Consider the following 308-nt stretch of genomic DNA (forward strand, 5'->3'; position numbering starts at 1 on the left):
CCGGCCTTGTTCCAGCTTGTCTATGACCGCATCACTGAGCCGGCATTCAAGCGTTGGCACGCGAGACGCGTCCAGGGCATGCCAGTGCATGTCGTGCGCGAGTCGTTCGGTCCGCTGTTTTTTGGCGACGATCAGGTCGGCATTGAAGAAGGGAGCGCAACGTTGTGCAAGAGCCTTACCGTTCCCTTCTATCAGATGTGCCGCGACCCCGAGCAGGCGAACCGCATGCGCTCCTGGTTCTCGCATCCAAAATCGAAGGTGGATGTATGGACCAACACAGGCCATTGGATCATGCAGGATCGCGCGGA

The 308-nt window shown here is 58.8% G+C and carries 1 pseudogene; it reads left to right on the top strand.

The features are described 5' to 3' along the window. Positions 1-78: 78 nt before the first annotated feature. A pseudogene (locus BG57_RS31070) lies at positions 79-308 on the top strand (alpha/beta fold hydrolase); the annotation flags it as partial.

The sequence above is a fragment of the Caballeronia grimmiae genome, from assembly GCF_000698555.1.
GTDB classification, from domain to species: domain Bacteria; phylum Pseudomonadota; class Gammaproteobacteria; order Burkholderiales; family Burkholderiaceae; genus Caballeronia; species Caballeronia grimmiae.